The sequence below is a fragment of the Halalkalicoccus sp. NIPERK01 genome, assembly GCF_030287405.1.
GTDB lineage: Archaea > Halobacteriota > Halobacteria > Halobacteriales > Halalkalicoccaceae > Halalkalicoccus.
In genome coordinates, this window is the sequence record NZ_JASVVV010000010.1 from 1 (window position 1) to 14,829 (window position 14,829).

A 14,829-nucleotide genomic window follows, 5' to 3' on the forward strand; every position below is an offset into this window, starting at 1 on the left:
CTCGCTCGCGCCTTCGCGAGCGCCCTTGGGCGCGAGCGAGAGCGCGCAGACGAGTCTGTCGGTCGGTGTCGTTGAGGAAATCCGCGATGCTGGAACATCGCGGTGTCGGGCGCGTGAGCGCCTTCAGGTGTAAGGACACCAATGTCAAGTACGAGCTTTGTGCGGTATGAATCTTCGGTCGAACAGGTATCCGAGAACAGCGAGGCGTCCGAGGAGTCGGTCGTCGAGCGCGAGCCAGCCCAGGCGTCGACGTGCGTCGAGTGCGATGGACGGGTGATCACCGAGGATAACGAGTCGTTCTGCGTGGGCTGCGGCCTCATCGTCTCAGCGGAGCACGTCGATCACCGGCCGACGCGGGGCGTGCATGGGCCGTCAGATGGGAGCGGTCCCGTGGAGTGGAGCTGTGAGTCGATCAATCCGCTGCGGATTGACAAGGGCATGCATACGACGTTCTTCCTCGGCAGTGACGGGTACGGACGATCGCTGACGAGCGAGAAAAAAGACAAATTCGAGCGGCTGCGCCAGCGGCACAAGCGCTTCCAGGTCGAGGACAAGCGCGCGATTCGGCTCAACGAGGGGTTCCGGGACATCGAGTCGATCACCGGGAATCTGGCACTTCCCGGGTTCGTCGCCGAGGATGCTGGGCTGTTCCTCAAGCAGGCGGCCGATGCGCGCCTGCCCGGTGGCCGGATGTCTTGGGAGGCACTCGCCGGCGGGGCAGTCCTGCTGGCGGCCCTCGATGCGGAGTTCCCGCGGTCCTGTGAGGAAGTCGCCCAGTACGCGAAAGCCGGCCGTGAACGGCTGTGTGCGGCTGCGCGGAAGCTTCGATGCGAGCTCGAGTTGGACGTGCCGCCCGTGCGGGAAGCGCCAGTCGACGCGGTGGTCGCGGCGCTCGGTGAGGCGGCGCCGGATGTCGAAGCGTGTCTGCGGCTGCGACGGATCGGTGCGCACCTTCTGGAGATCGCCGACGAGGCGCCAATCGGGCCGGGGACATCGCGGGTGACGATGGCAGCGGCGGCCGTGTACGCAGCGGATCGGCTCACTGAGGGCAAAGCGTTGACCCAAGCAGAGGTGGTCGCCGCAGGAACGACGATTCTCGACACCACCAAAAGCCGGGTCAGTCGGTACTCTCAGGCGCTGCACGACGCCTACGTGGACCGACACGGGACGAACGATCCGGCGGCGGTCCTCAAGCGAAGCCGCGTCCAGCTCCACTGAGCGAGACACACCTCTCTTTTTTAGTGCGACCGCCGCCCGGTGACGCCCCACCGCCCCACCCTCCGCTCCCGACGCCTCCGGCGTCGGCAGCCACGACCGAATGTCATTTCCTGTCTGATCTGAGGGGATCCTATATCCGCTCGTGACACCATTCTACTAACCAAACCAATTGACTGAAATTAAATATGATAACGTTATCACATCATCTACCCAACGAAGTGTAAGGATCTGGTTGGTTGTAGCTTAGATCAGCAACACCACGACTCAGATTCAATAAATTAGGGTTACAGAAACACAAGACACCATCGAAGCAACCGAAATCGGCGAGAACGAAGACCACGTCGTCGGAGCTGACGAAGCGGCGACGTTCGGACTGGACGAGAACGTCGCAGGAGCACTAAGCTACCTCTTCGGATTCCTGACGGGGATCGTCTTCTACGTAGTGGAAGACGACAATGAGTTCGTCCGATTCCATGCCGCACAGAGCACGCTCACCTTCGGCGGGATTTTTGCGCTCAGTATCCTACTCGGATTCATTCCACTGTTCCTCGATTCCATCCCAGTCGTGGGATGGATGGTCGGGTTGCTCTTTGGGCTTGCCTCGCTCCTACTGGCACCGGTCGGATTGATCCTCTGGGTCGTTCTGCTCATCAAGGCCTACAAGGGAGAGATGTTCAAACTCCCGATCGTCGGCGAGATGGCCGAAAACTACGTCTAGGAGTTGGATGGTCACCTTATTTGACTCGCTACGTGACCCCTACGAAGTGATCAATCAACTGCTGCGGGAGCTGCTCGTGTTCGTCAACAAGCTTTACTACGGGATCGCTGACGGCAACTCGCTCCTACGGTACGACAACTCGCCCTACCACTTGGACGTCGGTCGACACCACCGGCACACGCCCGAGGGCGCTATCACGAAACTGGAGTTCACAGGCCTCTCCGACCTGATCGACGACTTCCAAACCGAGGTGAACGAAATCTATGAGCGACAAACCGACTAACACCGAACCGACGCACGACGAATTCACGCCTGACCCGGACAACGTTGAGTACCCCTCGACCCTCCGCATCACGTCGCTTCCAGCGAAACAGGCGCAGGCGGCAGCCATCGAGCGCGCCGAACAGTGGGAGCAGGGTGAAGAAGTACTGCATGTCGTCAACTTCGAAGATCGTGCGCGGCTCCGCCAGCTACTCACCGATCGACGGATGGAATTGCTCGAAGAGGTGATGAAGCACCCGCCCGAGAGTATTCGTGCACTGGCCAGCCGTCTCGACCGTGACGTGCACGACGTCCATAACGATCTGCACCTGCTTGCCGAATATGGTATTATCCACTTCGAAGAGGATGGTCGCTCGAAGAAGCCGTACGTCCCCTACGACACGGTCCGGATTGAGGTTGAGTTCGGCCTGCCACGTGGCGAAGGGTCAGAGTCGGCCGTATCAGCGTAATCGACGGTCTGGAATGACCTTTTCTTCCACCTCAAGCCCGAACCGAGATCTTCGATCCCCTCGCTTACGGGCTCCAGATGGTTGGAGGAGTTGTTTCGGGAGGTCGACGACGAGGTGCTGTCTGCTCGAACGAGTATCCCAGTTCAATGAGCGTCGTCTCGTCAAAGGGCTTGCCCAAGATCTCCATCCCGATCGGTAGCTCACCCTCTGTGAACCCCGCTGGGACCGACATGGCGCAGCACAGTGATTGTGATGCGATAATCGTGTTTGTTGGGAACGTCATCGTTGCGTACTTCTCTTCCCGGATTTCATCTTCCGTTGGCGGAATGACTTGGACGTCTGGATACACGATTGCATCGAGATCGTGATTGGCATAGACGTTCAAAATCGCCTGTTGGAATTCCTGTTGTGCATTGAGTCGCCGCCAATATTCCAAGTCGTCTTCAAGATCGTCCGGTCCTTCTTCCGCGAACGCGACGAAGAGATCAAGCAATTCGTGGTAATCGTCGTTTTCATACAACTCGTCGACCGAATCGACGGGTCCGTCGATATCCTGCAGGAACCTGTTAATATCCCGCTTTGACTGGAGTACATACAGCATCGTCTCTTCAAGGTAGTCTGTTAATCGGGGAATTTCGACCGGATCGACGATTTCTGCATCGGAATTACGCATCGTTACGATCGCGTCGTCGACAACTTCATTGACAGGTGCTGCGTCAGGATTATCGTCATCCCCGAACCCATCTCGGAGGACCCCGATTCGTGCTCCATTCAAAGCATCCGCCTTGAGATGGTTGACGTAGGACCCGTGAGGGTTTGCGAGTTCGGTTTTGGCAGTGAGTCCGTCTTCCATATCATAACCGACGAGTACGTCCAAGAGTTTGGCAGTCTCTCGAACGGTTCGGGTCATCGGGCCTGCAGTATCTTGATGAGAGACAAGGGGATTTACACCAGATCGACTAATCAACCCCGGCGTCACTCGGAAACCGACGAGGTTATCGAACGAGGCAGGGACCCGAATAGACCCACCGCAATCCGTTCCGATCCCGACTGTTCTTCAAGTACATCACTGATTACCAGCCAATATCGATAACTATATACAATCTCTGTGAACAATTAACATGCTTGGCAATGGTCGAATTCTCCACCTACAATGCTACAGTCTCACTATTTCACTTTCACTCTGGTAGCAACAGTTTAAATACAACCGATCCCATTAATCAAATCGATGACGCAGCAGGCGCAAGCAGGTGAGCTATAGACCATGCCAATTCCGCCCTCCCAATTCAAGAACTGGAGTAGTCCTGGCGCAGATAAGGGGTCAAAAACAGCAGCAGACAAGATCCAAAAAATTCTGGAACTCGACCGGTCCCCGATCGACCAAAGCGACTTCATCGTACGACGGCAGGGATCGTACAAAAACACCACTCACACCCGTGACAACAGCGACGTGGACGTAATCGCCAAACTCACGTCCGCCTGGTGGCGAGACCTCTCCGAACTGGAAAGCGACGAAGTAGACCGATACCACGACAACAACAGCTCTACCGACTACGGGTACACCGACTTCCGGCAGGACGTCTGGAACTGGATACAGACAAAATTCGACCGAAACGTGATCAGTTGGAACGGAAAAGCCATCGAGATCAGCAAGGAAAGCGGCCGGCTGCCCGATATCGACGTTGACCTCGTACCGTGCATTGAGTACCGGTACTACACCAACTACCCAGAATACGGCGAACCAGATTGCGACGAAGGGATGGCGTTCAAATCCCGGTACGGTTCGGAGAAGATCATCAACTATCCGGCGTTGCACTACGAGAACGGGTGCGACATGCACGACAACTACAAAGAGACGGTCCGTATCTTCAAAAACGCCCGCGACTACTACAACAACCATTTCGATACACTGTGGACGATCGGCGCGCACTCGTACGGGATCGAGTGTCTGATCTCCAACGTGCCCAAACGAATTCTGAAACGTAGTAACCGGGCGGACCGATTCTACGAGACACTGCAGTTTCTGGACGACGCCGACTTCAGCACGTTCGATCAAGTATCTAAGATGGAGCCGTTGTTCGGAGACAGCAACACGCAGTGGAACACGGATGAAGCAGACGATCTCGTGACGCGACTCTCTGAGATGTGGGACGACTGGAACGATAAAACGGCCAATGCACAGCTTCTCTACTGACCAGCCACGTCGCCATAAACGGTACATCCTGATTGGTGTAGTTTCGGCGATGATCTACCTCGGCGTAGCGTGGCTGTTCGGCCCAGTGATCGGACTCGCAATTGGCGGCATATCCACCCTGCTGTACGCGACATTCACGAGAAAGCTGTGGAAATGGGACGTGCTGCACCGGTATAGCGTAGTGGCTGTTCCCAACCTGAACGGGACGTGGACCGGCTACCTGTACACGTCACGAGACGAAACCATGATTCCGGACAATCAGATAGTGACAGACGGAACCCAGTATGATAATTTGACAAAACAGGAAACAGAGATCACGATCGAGCAGACGTGGGACAAAATTTTAGTGACATTGAACGGCCCAGAATCACCGTCACGGAGTGAGGCGGCGACGATCCTGGTCAACGACAAGGCGTGGCCGACGTTGACGTACAATTATTGGAACGAGGGCAGTATGACGAACGACGACCTTGACCCGCACTACGGGACCGCGGTCTTGGAGTATCATGAAGACGAAGAGAAATTGCAAGGGAAGTACTACAACCGCCCGGATCAGCGCGGGACACACGGCGTACTAGAGTTGTATCGGACGGAGTGACAAAAAAGTCGGTGCTGGCCGCAGCACCATTCAAATGGTGATAACTGCTCTGATCGACCCCGGCCGTGCCAATCTCGAGTTATCTGATTGTGATGCCGGAGCAAATCAGGCTGATCAGCATCGGAAATTGCATATCGAATTCACCAATTCGGCGGTTTGAATGTGCAATTTCGCGTGCCGGTATCTTCGACCGTGCAACCCTCTTGTTCGGGGGTGGAGAGATGACCTATAAACAATCATCAATCTATCCTTGTAGCACTAGAACTTAGGATGAGTATGACCTATTCTCTAATCAGTTGAAATTACTATGATTGAATTAGAGAGGAGAAATCATAGATACCACGCTTTTCAGTGGCCATATGTGGGACTACTTTTCATATCCATAGTATTTTTCTTCGCATATATTGCTATACAGATTAGACTCTCAAATTCACAAGCCTTGCTAAACTGGACCGGACGTCTTAGTGCAAGCATATTTGGCGCATATTTAACATCTATACTAGTTGATGGGGTATTTAGAGAACGAGAACGCGAGAGAAAAGAGAGTATTCAGCAAACTGCATTTCAGGCATTAGCTCCTGATCTACACCGTCAACAAGTTCTGATTGAGCTCTTGTATAGGGTTGGAGCGCCTGAACCTGTCAGTGAGGATGAAATCGGCAATTTGAAGCAATTAGTAGATTCAGAGGACTTTGAAGAGATTAGAATGGTAGATTTCTCTAAAGTTCGACCTGGTGACCTTGGTTCGGAAGACCGTACATGGCTAGAGGAATTGGAGTATAGTCATAGAGAGCTGGAAGATAGTATAAACCACGTAGTTGAGAGATATGCACATGTTCTAGATCCCGACCTCATACAACATCTTCACTCACTAGCGAATGCAGGATTTATCTCCTTAATAGAGATCCGTAGAAAACTTTCAGATAGAGAAAACGCCGATTTTCTCCGAATGGATATGGAATATAATTCTTTTCGTGAGTATTTAGAGGATTTAGAGTATGTTTGTAATGAAACAGGCGAGAGTTTTGAGGACCCTACGTTCTATATGCTACATAGTCAAAATCTTGCCCCTGGTTGGGGTGAACATCGCCTTTCAGATGATAGACGTACTAATGAAATCGAAGACAGATAGTGCAACTCCATTGCTGGCTTTGAGACTCGTAAATAGAGAGTGCAGCGTTACTCGCTGTCACGATTCTCGGCAAGTGCCTGGATGGCCTCCCATTCGAATTTCGCGAAGGCCTTGGCTGCGTCGTTGTCGCGGTTGATCTGATACATCCATGCGTTGCCGGCCTTTCGTGTTTTCTCGACGACGCCATACTTGAGCAGATCATCCATGTGCCGGTGGACCGTCGACCGATCAGTGTCCGACAGACGAGCGATGTCCGTCATGTTATAGTCCCTGTCAGGGTTGGTGAGCAGCGCCAATAGCATCCGTGTCTTGGGGTGGTCTCCAAGGACACCGAGCACAACGCTCCCCTCAGGACCAATGGTGTCATTGTCCGTCTGTAGTGTGTTAGTTCCCATATCCGTCACCTTACGCTCCGTAAGGCGTTGAGGGTAATAAGTACATAGGTTCTAACCTCAGTACTGTAGTGTTTTACTAGGGCACTGTTGCATTAGAAATACAGGTTTATATGCTAGTGGATAGTAGCAGAGATATGGAGGTGATAAGGATAACAAATCAAGATCTCAAAAATGAGGTGGTCCGATACCTTGTGCGTAACGACGTGACTGGTGGGAAAAACAGAACGGTTGACACAGTAGTAAACCGGGGTCGATTTAGTTCCCACGAACAAGGAGACGCCAAGGAAGCCATCCGTGAGTTGATCCGTAACCCACCGCCAGTTCAGGCCTACGGTGGACAACGAGATGCGATCCAGCTCACGAGCCTCTCAGATGGTGTGCAGTATCTTAAAGACAATGGCGGAGAAGTCCCATTCGGTTTGGACTGACGAGCGGATTTCTTCGTCTTTACGCGCGGGCGAGCGACGGTGCGGGAAAAGTCCCTGACTACTCCTCGAGCATCTTGATCCGCCCGTGGACCCAGCCCTTGCCCTGTCGGCAGATCACGGCCTCTCCTGCGTTGAAGTTCCGAAGCTCACCCTTCGCGAACTGATACTCCTCTTTCTCTTCACTCTCATTGGGTGTGCGGTCGTCGCCTGGACTCCGCGTGTACTGCTCAAAGGACGTCCCGACCGTCTCGCGGAGGAAGTCGACGCTTTCCTCGTCGGCCGTCCGAAGGCCGACCACCGTGACCATGCCCGACAGCAGCGCGTGGGCGCGTTGCTTCCCGTACGTGTCCTCGAGTTGCGCGACCGACTGGAGCGAGAGAATCGCCTGACAGTTAACGCCACGGCCGACGTTGATCAGCTCTCCGAGGCGCTTAATCGTCGCGTCGAGGTGTTCGATCTCGTCAAGCAAGTAGTACGCCGACCGGTCGGGGTCGTCCATCCCGTGCATGATCGCCTGGTCGATCAGGTAGCGGAACACGGGCGCGATCGTCCCCGACTGTCGCGTCGGATAATCGAGGACGAGCACGCGCCCATCCGGGTTCTGCATGTATTCCCGTACGCTGAACGATCCGCTCTCCGCGAAGTCACCCACAAAGAGGTCCGTGATTTGCTGCTGGGCGGTCGCGAACACGGACCCGGCCTGTCGTTCCGTCTCGGGGTTGATCGCCGAGGCGGCGGCCGTGAGATCCTCGTGGTCGTCTCTCGTGAGGTTCTCGTGCATCGTCTCCGGTGTAGCGCGTTCGAAGTAGCGCACGAGGTCCGCGTTGTCGGGGCTCTCCATCTCCCGGTGGAGGTACTTCAGATTCGCCGCGAACAGTTGCCGAGCAGCGCCGGTCCAAAAGTCACCACTCTGCTCGGGGAACAGCGCGCGGGCGAGTTCGTCGGCGTCCTCCTCGTCCTCAATCTCGGCGAAGATATTCCACGCGATTGGAGACCCATCTTCAGCCCTCGAACCCCGGGATGAGAGCCGGATCATGGGTGTCCCGCGTTCCTCGAGGAAGTCTCGGTAGTCCGTTTTGTGGTCGTAGACGACGACCGGCTCAGTCGGATCGTTCTGCAGCTGATCCACGAAGTGTTTCAACGTCTCACTTTTCCCGGCGCCTGATGTGCCAAGGGCGAGCAGCGAGCGTCGGGGGATACGCACGCCCTTGATGAATCGGCTGTTGACGTCCTCGGCGTTCGCACTCTTGAACGAGATCGGGAGAACGAAGTTCTCCGCGTCGGGCGTCGGGGCGCCGGGGAAGATTTTACGCTTCGTGACGTAGGCCAGTCCGGCCGTGCCGATCGCGGCCAGCGGCAGGAGGGTCTCGACTACCATCACCGAACCCTCCCGCTCTCGTGTGCGCGTTCGTTCTGCTGTTCGTTCTCGTGGGTTCGGGTCCGGTCGCGTCCGAACTCGAGGTAACTCTCGTGCGCGTGCTTTCGCTCGCGTTTGATGTCGTCGGGGTACATTTCTAAGTCGCTCTTATCGTTCGCCGTCATGGCGATATGGACGTCCTTCCCGCTCTCTTTGTCGTCGTGGATCGCGTAGACGTAGTCCGCCGTGGGGCGCTCCTCGATCATCTCGCTCATGTACTCGCGGGTCGCCCGGTCGAGTTCCCGGTCGGTGAGGTCGGCGTGATCCCGTGGTGAGATGATGATGTGTCGGTTCCGCTTGCCGGCAGCCTTGTCGTTGAACTGCTCGATCTCCTTATCGGTCATAGCCCGCCCCGTCCGGTCGCGGACCGCCTGATCGTCGTGCTGAAGGTAGTTCGTGAGCTTCTCGGTCCCCTCCTCGTCCCGGTAACTCGTTTTGTAGATCGTGTCTCGGTCGTCTCCGAACATGTTAGATCAGGTCGTCGACGTCCTCCACTTTCCCCGTCTCCTGTTGGTTCTCGTCGACGTCGTCGTTACTTTCGCCGGTCACGATCGCGTCGGTGGGGTCGTGTTCGGAGAGGGGTTCGCGAAGCCGGTTGCGCGACCATGTGAATTGCTCGTTGATCCACGCCTCAGGCGGCCGATGTGCTCGCATGAGGATCCGGAAGTTCACGAGCGGGTAGTTGCCGGCCCGTGCGTGCAGGTCGCGGAGTGCCTCGGTTGTCTCCTCGACGTCCTCGACCGAGTCGTCGATCCGGTCGATAGCCCGCTGAGTGATCTCCTCGAGGCGCTGTTCGACGTTGAGGTCCTCGGCGAGTTGGTCCTCGGCGTCGAGCTGACGCTGACGTCGGATGAGCTGGAGGCAGTAGGCGCTCAGGGACTTGTCCCGTTCGTCGGCCTCTCGTTTGAGCGCGTTCTGTTCGCTTTCCGAGACGTAGAACGTCACCCGTTTTGTCCGTCCACCCTCGGCGTCGTCGCTCATGGCTGTATCTCCGTGGGGTATGCAGGGCGGCCTGAGTTTTCTCGTTTGGTCGGTGTTGTGGTCGCATGGCAGGTTAAAAACCTGATGTGGGCAAGCCCACATACCGCTTCCGTCTGCCGATTTCGTCTACTGTGCAACACAGTAGTAGTACTGTGGTACTATTCCTAGTATCTTTCGGCGCATCTACTGACAGATTGAGAACATACTGGCTTTGCTATAGCCTCGGTTCTCAGGGTTGGATAGGGGTTAGGCGGATTCTGTTGCAGCGAGATTTGAACCACCTTGAATACTTGCTTGTCCCTCGTCTTCAGACTCGATCGTGGAGATCACTCGCTGGGAGAACTCAGTATTGCTGATTTCCTCATTCGCGAAGGCTTCAGCCCATCCGTATTCGACATAGAATGTACCAGCTGGGTCACCATTGACAGTAAGAATCGTTGCCTCCATTCGGTCGCTAGTATGTCCCTCACCGACCATACCAGCATATGCTCCAGCAACGTATCCGATCTCACCCGCTAGTTCCTGTTCGGTCTGTGCAAACGACATATACTCAACAACGAAGGTGTCTCTCTGCACCTGAGCTGTTTCGACGATCATGCCTTCATCCTCAACAAGTGTTTCAAACAGTGGGATCAGCTCATCATCTGAGAAGTCGCGTTCCTCAACATCGCTTTCGGCAGCATTCGCTCCACTACCTTCCGTATCGGTTTCGTCAGTCTCCTCTACTTGCTGTTGCTGCTCATCAGGTGACGGCTCAGATTGTCCTCCATCTTCGCTATCAGGAGTATCATCGGTTCCAGTAGGAGCTCCATCTGTACTGGGTACCTCGCCGGTACCGGGTGCCTCCTCACTAGGCAAGGCAGCAGTAATCACACCGATCACTACGATCGATATGAGGAAAATCGCTAATGCTGAGACTACACCCCCGCCTTCCGCAATGCCGGGAATTCCAGATAGCTTATCAGCAATGCCGCTTCTGTTCGTGAACACCGCATAGGCCAGTACGAAGGGAATCAGATAGAAGAAAAGTAGATAGACGAATCCGACGATGATATTACGGACTGTACTCCCCGGTTTCATCCCTGGAATGAATTCTGTAAATACCACAACAACTAAAAATATCGCTCCTCGATAAGTGTTAACATATATAGAGCATATGAGTTGTTCCTGAAAAGTTTAATGATAGAAGTCTACCTCCGCATCTATTTAGTAGAATAATGGAACCGCCGACCCTCCCTGTGTTCGGGGCGCGGGTCTTCGGCCCGTGCCAGGCTTTTATCCATCCCCCCGGCCGGCGGACGCTGGCCCCACACAGCAGTCATGAATGGACCGCCTGCCGCCCTATCAGATAGTCAGAGCAACAGGAAGGAGAAGATGCGATGTATGAAAGGACGTCCCCCGTACCCTCCGAGCAGAGTGAAGTACGCCTCCCAGGGACGTCCCAATACCACTCTACTGTCATATAACATAGTTAGATGGATCCTACAGGGGCGATCCCGAAAGGGGTTACTGGAACCCTCAATCGGGGCAGTAGAGATACCGCAAACCACAAGTGGACCATCTGCCGAGTAGTGAAGGGCCGTGCAGCAGGGGAGAGAGCGACACCGAAATCATAGCAGGACACCTTATGAGCCACCAACAACCCACTGCTGGATGAAGTACACCAAGGGCGTCCCATCTCCTCTATATCGTCATATCAGTATTGTTAGAAGGGTCTTACGAAGAAGGATCTGGACTTAGTGCTCGATCGAGATGCTTGTCATACCGCAGGCACGGGATGGCCGCCCCGTCAAAAAAGGGGGTTCGTTAGTCGTCGGCGAGTACAGGCTTCGCGATCGTGTCGGGATTCTCGTCGCCGGTGTCCTTCTGGTCGTCCTCGAGATTGGCGGCCAGCTGCTCGAACTGCTCGCCACCCCATTCGTCGGCGACATACTGCGCAAACTCACCGTCCTCATTCGGGTCGTAGTTGAGCAGCATATCTTCGAACGGGGACGCTTCGACGCGCATCGGGATCCAGCCCTGATGATCCTGAAGATTGATCAGGCACTCCGAGTAGCCCTTTCCGGCGCGACCGGGAACGAGGCCATTCCGGACGCGGTCGGCCTGCTTTTCGTTCATGCCGAACCGTTCGAGAACGTCGACGTTGACGCCAGGTGTCCGGAAGAACCGGATGATCGAACACTGGTCCTTGAACACCTCCTTGTCGTCGCTACTCCCCGACGCGAGGAACTCGCTGGGGTGCTGGCTGATCAGCGAAAGCGCACTCTCAAAGCGTGCGTACTCTCGAGCCGCGCGAGTAACCCAGTCGACAGCCCGCTCGTCGTGCATAAGGACGTGCGCCTCGTCAGCGACGAACTTCGACTGTCCCGGTGCTTTTCGGATCGCTTGCGACACCTGGCCGAGCACGAGCTGGAGCATAACCGACGTCTCAACGTTCGTCTCGGAGAGGTCGAGATAGACCATGTCGACGTCTGGGTCGGCGAGACCGAGGCCCATCGTGTCGACCATGTTCTCGTCTTCGCCCTCGCCGCCGAGGAGCGCATGATACTTCCCGTTCGGACGGAAGCCCGAGAGGTAATCAAGGAGTTCGGCGAGCCGGTCGCGTTTGATCCCCGTTTCGGCCTCGTGGCCGCTGATGGTGTACTCCCCGGTTGAGTGGATCATGTCGCTCGCCACATCCAGATAGTCCATCATGTCGGGGCTGGGGTTTTCGAGAGAGGCGGGGTCGCCCGGTGTGATCCCTTCGCGCCGGTAGGTCCGCATGGCGATCTCCTCGATCGAGGAGACATAGTCGCCGGTGTTGCTCACACCTTGCGCGCTCAGGACGCCGGTGATGAACTGAGCCACTTCCTCAACTTTGAGGCGGACGGGATCCGAGTCTCCACGACCGACCGAATAGGCGTCGTCGGGCGCACTGATCGCTAAGGGGTTGATCGGCGTCGAGCCGTCGATTACGACGTGGCGGCCGTTACAGTACTCAGTCAGCCCCGTGAACCCTTTTTGCGTGTCGGCGACGATCAGCGTTCGATCGCCGCGTTCGTTGAACCAGCGGCCGTCGATCAGGGTCTCGGCGTACGTTTTTCCGTGCCGTGTCTTCCCGATTGTAAGCGTGTGGCCGGACGAGCCGCGGTCGAACTCATCGACCGTGATCGGTGAGCCGTTCTGCGTATTCCGCCCCCACAGAGTACCGTTTTCGTCTTGAACGATTGCCGAGCAGAACGGGAACATGGCCCCGACGGCCCCGCCGCCGGCCAGTGTCGACCGGCCGCCTTCGATCACGTCGCCCGTGTTCTCCGCGCCGAAGAGCTGGCGGACGCCGTGCATCCAGTCGGTCCCGTCGACGGCCTCGTTGTACTGATCCGAGCCGACCGGCGAGCTCGCGACGAACGCCTCTTTCTGACGAAGCCCAGGTCCGGTGAGGGTAAGGTTCGCGGGTGTCCCTTCGACGGCCTTCCGAACCGATTCGGCCGAGTCCTCTAAGTACCGCCGTTTGAGGACGTCGAACCCACGGCTCTCCTCCAGGTCGTCCTCGAGGGCGTCGAGTGTCGAGCGGTCGCCCGCGCGGACGGTGATGTACCCGTTGATGGCCCACGGCTGAGTCACTTCGGCGGCGAGTTGCTGATACAACCGGATATAAGATTTCTTAGACTCGGAGACGTCGAGCGAGGAAATGTCCGTTCCACGGTCGGCCTGCTCGACGTTGAGGTCACGAATGTCGTAGCGTAGTGCGTCTTTCACGAGTTCTCGATCGAGCGCCCGGTTGTGAATACACACGTCAACGTCGACGTCGTCGCGAAGGGTGTAGAGGTCGCGGAGGAACATCGAGCGGGGAGAGGGGTCCCACCCGGCCACCCAGTAGGTGCGGGCGACCTGCTGGCCGATCTCGACGAGGCCACGCTTGACGTCGATGTGTGAGGCCGCGAGGCCGAGGTCCTCGGCGAGTTGATCCGGTGAGCGCGATACAGTCACTTGCGAGTCGTCGACGGCCTCGGTCGGCGCGATCTCCTCGCCGTCCTCGTCTGTGGCGTCGCGAAGGTAGTCCGTGGGCGACTGTCCCGACCAAAAGCGCCGGAGTAGCGCCGCCATCTCCCGACGGCCGACGTCCGTCGCAGAACAGCCGTCGACCGACCCCGTGACGTCCCGCCGGACGATTCCGAGGCGGTCCTCGAGGTCGGCCTTCAGCTCGGCGAACACCGCCGCGTCGATCCCGTCGGTCCCGGTCTCGTCTGTGTTTTCGCCCTCCAGGTCACCGTACCGAGCGCGGTGCTCGCCGACCGACGCCTCGACGATCACGTAATGGCGCCACTCGCGGGCCTGCCACGTCGGCTGATCCGCGCCGATAAACCACTCGTAGACAGCGTTGAACATCTCGCGGACGTATTCCATGCCAGGGCGCTGGAGCCGCGACGAGCGTGCCTCACGGTCGTACTGGCCGACGATCCGCTCGGGGTCGAAGTCGTCCGTCGTCGAATAGAATCGAAAATCGAAGTCCTTGATCTCCTCGTCGACGGCCGCCGAGAGGTCCGCGACCATTCGGTTACGTTCGCTCTCGGTCATGTCCGCCGTGTTGACGCCGTCGAAGCGGACGGCGCCGACGAGTCGCCCGTCGGTGGTTTCGACCGTGCCGTCCGTGTATATCCCTTCGACCTGGTGAATCTTGCTCGCGGCGACCTCGGCGTGCGTCCACGGCATGGCGAGTCGGAGCCGGTTGAACGCGATCGCGTCCCGGGCCTTCCACATCGGAGACGTCCGATCCGAGGTTTGCTTCGAGACGGTGTACACCGCCGCCATCCATACCATCGTGCCGGTGAACACGGCCCCGGCTACGAATAGGCCGAGGAACGGGATCGCGACGATCCCCCCGACCACGCCGAGGACGGACGGTAGCAGGAACGGGGCGTTCTCGAAGGTGATCCACCGCCAGATCGGCGTCGAGGTGTCCACTGTCGGGGCCGTCACTTGCGTCGGATCTGCCGGTTCGTCGGTTCCGTCGGTTTTCGTAGTCATGATTATGGTG

General features: G+C 56.9%; 15 protein-coding genes. 8 read left to right on the forward strand and 7 right to left on the reverse strand.

The window, feature by feature from the left end; all coding sequences use genetic code 11:
• Positions 1 to 141: 141 nt before the first annotated feature.
• The 4 genes from QRT08_RS18130 (at position 142) to QRT08_RS18145 (ending at position 2,667) form a co-directional block, all read left to right on the forward strand.
• Entirely contained in the window at positions 142 to 1,218 is a 1,077-nt protein-coding gene (locus QRT08_RS18130; RefSeq protein WP_286047394.1) for a transcription initiation factor IIB, read from the forward strand.
• A gap of 373 nt (positions 1,219 to 1,591) precedes the next feature.
• Positions 1,592 to 1,936, forward strand: a complete 345-nt coding sequence (locus QRT08_RS18135) for a DUF4870 domain-containing protein (protein WP_286047436.1) — start codon at positions 1,592 to 1,594, stop codon at positions 1,934 to 1,936.
• Positions 1,937 to 1,943: 7 nt separating this feature from the next.
• Positions 1,944 to 2,219 (forward strand): toxin-antitoxin system TumE family protein, encoded by a 276-nt coding sequence (locus QRT08_RS18140; protein ID WP_286047395.1) that lies wholly within the window; start codon positions 1,944 to 1,946, stop codon positions 2,217 to 2,219.
• The gene (locus QRT08_RS18145) at positions 2,200 to 2,667 is read left to right on the forward strand and encodes an HVO_A0114 family putative DNA-binding protein (protein ID WP_286047396.1); all 468 of its coding nucleotides are present in this window, start codon (positions 2,200 to 2,202) and stop codon (positions 2,665 to 2,667) included. Before QRT08_RS18140 ends, QRT08_RS18145 begins: the two co-directional genes overlap by 20 nt.
• 64 nt (positions 2,668 to 2,731) lie before the next feature.
• On the opposite strand, the gene QRT08_RS18150 is transcribed toward QRT08_RS18145, so the two are convergent.
• Positions 2,732 to 3,712 (reverse strand): amidase, encoded by a 981-nt coding sequence (locus QRT08_RS18150; protein WP_286047437.1) that lies wholly within the window; start codon positions 3,710 to 3,712, stop codon positions 2,732 to 2,734.
• Positions 3,713 to 3,931: 219 nt separating this feature from the next.
• On the opposite strand from QRT08_RS18150, the gene QRT08_RS18155 reads away from it, so the two are divergent.
• From QRT08_RS18155 to QRT08_RS18165, 3 genes are all read left to right on the forward strand, one after another.
• Positions 3,932 to 4,861 carry a nucleotidyltransferase-like protein gene (locus QRT08_RS18155; RefSeq protein ID WP_286047397.1) on the forward strand — a complete coding sequence of 310 codons (930 nt, stop codon included), beginning with the start codon at positions 3,932 to 3,934 and terminating at the stop codon, positions 4,859 to 4,861.
• A gap of 49 nt (positions 4,862 to 4,910) precedes the next feature.
• Complete coding sequence (locus QRT08_RS18160) at positions 4,911 to 5,459, forward strand: Cap15 family cyclic dinucleotide receptor domain-containing protein (protein WP_286047398.1); 549 nt, start codon at positions 4,911 to 4,913, stop codon at positions 5,457 to 5,459.
• A 307-nt stretch (positions 5,460 to 5,766) separates the two neighbouring features.
• A complete protein-coding gene (locus QRT08_RS18165) occupies positions 5,767 to 6,591 on the forward strand; it encodes a hypothetical protein (RefSeq protein ID WP_286047399.1) in 825 nt (274 codons plus the stop codon).
• Between the two features lie 47 nt (positions 6,592 to 6,638).
• Here the strand turns inward: QRT08_RS18165 and QRT08_RS18170 are convergent, their stop codons facing one another.
• On the reverse strand, positions 6,639 to 6,986 hold the full coding sequence (locus tag QRT08_RS18170; protein WP_286047400.1) for a winged helix-turn-helix domain-containing protein: 348 nt from the start codon (positions 6,984 to 6,986) through the stop codon (positions 6,639 to 6,641).
• 134 nt (positions 6,987 to 7,120) lie between these two features.
• Here QRT08_RS18170 and QRT08_RS18175 point away from each other — a divergent pair, with 134 nt between their 5' ends.
• Complete coding sequence (locus tag QRT08_RS18175) at positions 7,121 to 7,414, forward strand: hypothetical protein (RefSeq protein WP_286047401.1); 294 nt, start codon at positions 7,121 to 7,123, stop codon at positions 7,412 to 7,414.
• 58 nt (positions 7,415 to 7,472) lie between these two features.
• Here the strand turns inward: QRT08_RS18175 and QRT08_RS18180 are convergent, their stop codons facing one another.
• The 5 genes from QRT08_RS18180 to QRT08_RS18200 all read right to left on the reverse strand — a co-directional run bounded on the left by QRT08_RS18180 (position 7,473) and on the right by QRT08_RS18200 (position 14,819).
• Complete coding sequence (locus QRT08_RS18180; protein WP_286047402.1) at positions 7,473 to 8,792, reverse strand: type IV secretory system conjugative DNA transfer family protein; 1,320 nt, start codon at positions 8,790 to 8,792, stop codon at positions 7,473 to 7,475.
• Positions 8,792 to 9,298, reverse strand: coding sequence for a relaxase/mobilization nuclease domain-containing protein (locus tag QRT08_RS18185; RefSeq protein ID WP_286047403.1), 507 nt, complete (start codon positions 9,296 to 9,298; stop codon positions 8,792 to 8,794). The genes QRT08_RS18180 and QRT08_RS18185 overlap by 1 nt, the downstream gene beginning before the upstream one ends.
• A gap of 1 nt (position 9,299) precedes the next feature.
• Positions 9,300 to 9,812: a hypothetical protein gene (locus QRT08_RS18190; RefSeq protein ID WP_286047404.1), complete on the reverse strand. Its 513-nt coding sequence runs from the start codon at positions 9,810 to 9,812 to the stop codon at positions 9,300 to 9,302.
• Positions 9,813 to 10,058: 246 nt separating this feature from the next.
• Complete coding sequence (locus QRT08_RS18195) at positions 10,059 to 10,919, reverse strand: TgpA N-terminal domain-containing protein (protein WP_286047405.1); 861 nt, start codon at positions 10,917 to 10,919, stop codon at positions 10,059 to 10,061.
• A gap of 699 nt (positions 10,920 to 11,618) precedes the next feature.
• A complete protein-coding gene (locus QRT08_RS18200) occupies positions 11,619 to 14,819 on the reverse strand; it encodes a TraC-like domain-containing protein (protein WP_286047406.1) in 3,201 nt (1,066 codons plus the stop codon).
• Positions 14,820 to 14,829: the final 10 nt, after the last annotated feature.

Coding starts and splice junctions, on each gene's coding strand:
- QRT08_RS18130 (WP_286047394.1), top strand. CDS start 142: ATGTCAAGTACGAGCTTTGTGCGGTATGAATCTTCGGTCGAACAGGTA.
- QRT08_RS18140 (WP_286047395.1), top strand. CDS start 1,944: ATGGTCACCTTATTTGACTCGCTACGTGACCCCTACGAAGTGATCAAT.
- QRT08_RS18145 (WP_286047396.1), top strand. CDS start 2,200: ATGAGCGACAAACCGACTAACACCGAACCGACGCACGACGAATTCACG.
- QRT08_RS18155 (WP_286047397.1), top strand. CDS start 3,932: ATGCCAATTCCGCCCTCCCAATTCAAGAACTGGAGTAGTCCTGGCGCA.
- QRT08_RS18160 (WP_286047398.1), top strand. CDS start 4,911: ATGATCTACCTCGGCGTAGCGTGGCTGTTCGGCCCAGTGATCGGACTC.
- QRT08_RS18165 (WP_286047399.1), top strand. CDS start 5,767: ATGATTGAATTAGAGAGGAGAAATCATAGATACCACGCTTTTCAGTGG.
- QRT08_RS18170 (WP_286047400.1), bottom strand. CDS start 6,986: ATGGGAACTAACACACTACAGACGGACAATGACACCATTGGTCCTGAG.
- QRT08_RS18175 (WP_286047401.1), top strand. CDS start 7,121: ATGGAGGTGATAAGGATAACAAATCAAGATCTCAAAAATGAGGTGGTC.
- QRT08_RS18180 (WP_286047402.1), bottom strand. CDS start 8,792: ATGGTAGTCGAGACCCTCCTGCCGCTGGCCGCGATCGGCACGGCCGGA.
- QRT08_RS18185 (WP_286047403.1), bottom strand. CDS start 9,298: ATGTTCGGAGACGACCGAGACACGATCTACAAAACGAGTTACCGGGAC.
- QRT08_RS18190 (WP_286047404.1), bottom strand. CDS start 9,812: ATGAGCGACGACGCCGAGGGTGGACGGACAAAACGGGTGACGTTCTAC.
- QRT08_RS18200 (WP_286047406.1), bottom strand. CDS start 14,819: ATGACTACGAAAACCGACGGAACCGACGAACCGGCAGATCCGACGCAA.